General features: G+C 65.1%; 2 protein-coding genes. Both read right to left on the reverse strand.

Going from position 1 to position 1,509, the window contains the following annotated elements:
- Positions 1 to 629: beta-ketoacyl synthase N-terminal-like domain-containing protein (locus tag ACWD0J_RS41260; protein WP_451501002.1), on the reverse strand; the 629-nt coding region annotated here is incomplete at its 3' end.
- 50 nt (positions 630 to 679) lie between these two features.
- Positions 680 to 1,509, reverse strand: an 830-nt coding sequence (locus ACWD0J_RS41265; protein ID WP_451501003.1) for a phosphopantetheine-binding protein, incomplete at its 5' end; no start/stop codon positions are given.

Consider the following 1,509-nt stretch of genomic DNA (forward strand, 5'->3'; position numbering starts at 1 on the left):
GACGACGAGCAGGCGGTGTCCACCGTCACCGCCGGGCCCTCGAGCCCGAACGTGTAGGCCACCCGCCCCGAAGCCACACTCGCCGCACTCCCATTACCCAGAAAGCCCTCGAAGCCTTCCGGTGCACGGTGCATGAGACGACCCGCATAGTCGTCGTACATGACACCCGCGTAGACGCCGGTCTTGGTGCCCCTCACGGAATGGGTGCCGATACCGGCACGCTCGAAGACTTCCCAAGCGGTCTCCAGGAGCAACCGCTGCTGCGGATCTGTCGCCATCGCTTCTCGCGGGCTCATGCCGAAGAATTCGGGATCGAACTCATCGGCAGAATGCAGGAAGCCGCCCTCACGTGCGTAGCTTTTGCCGGTGGCGTCCGGGTCCGGGTCGAAGAGGCCGTCGAGGTCCCAGCCGCGGTTGACCGGGAAGCCCGAGACGGCGTCCGTGCCCTCGGCCACCAGGTTCCACAGGTCCTCGGGCGAGCGCACCCCGCCCGGGTAACGGCAGGCCGTCGAGACGATCGCCACCGGCTCCTGCCCTGCCGACTCGGCGTCCTGAAGACGCTGACGCGTCTGGTGCAGTTCGGCAACTACGCGGGTCAGGTATTCCCGAAGCTTGGCTTCGTCCGACATGGGTTGTCGCTCCTCTACGCGGATTTGCTGTGGTGGTGAAGGCCTCTGGATCAGGAAAGGTCGAGATCGCCGTCGATCAGATCGAAGAGTTCTTCGTTGGACGCAGAACGAAGTTTTTCCTCTATGTCTTCGCCGTTTGTCGCCGACCGTCCGCTCTCGTTGAGGCGAGAGAGGAGAATGTGAAGTCGGCGGGTCACCTTGACTCGCCCGGAATCGTCCGCGGAACGTTCGATCAATTCCTGCTCGAGCTTGTCGATCTCGGCCAGGAAGGACGTTTCGGCCGATACTTCGCCCACCCCGAGGGATGCGCCGACGTACTGCGCCAAGTCGTGGGGTGTCGGATAGTCGAAGATCAGTGTCGAGGTGAGGCGTAGTGCGGTGGCCTCGGTGAGGCGGTTCCGAAGTTGTACTGCGGTGAGCGAGTCGAATCCCATCTCGTTGAAGGGCCGTTGCGGGTCGATCGCCTCCGCCCCGCTGTGCCCGAGCACCGCTGCGACGCCGGCACAGACAACTTCGAGCACGAGCGCCTCCCGCAACTCCGGCGGCAGGGAGCGCAGTCGGGTCGTGAGGGCGCCTTCGGCGTTTGTGTGGGTGGCTGCGGTGGGTCGGGTTGGGGGTGTCAGGTCGCGTAGGAGTGGGGGGAGGTGGGGTGTGGTGCGGAGGGTGGTGGGGTTGAGGGGGATGCAGAGGTGGTGGGGGTGGGGTGTGGTGAGGGCGGTGTCGAGGAGGTGGAGTGCGTGGTCGGTTTCGAGGGGGTGGGTGTGGTGGGTGATTTTGTGGATTTCGGTGGTGGTGAGGTGGTGGGTGAGGTTGGTGGTGTGTTTCCAGTAGCCCCAGGCGAGGCTGGTGGCGGGTTGGCCGTGGTGGTGGCGGTGGTGGG

It is taken from the genome of Streptomyces sp. NPDC003011, from assembly GCF_053591515.1.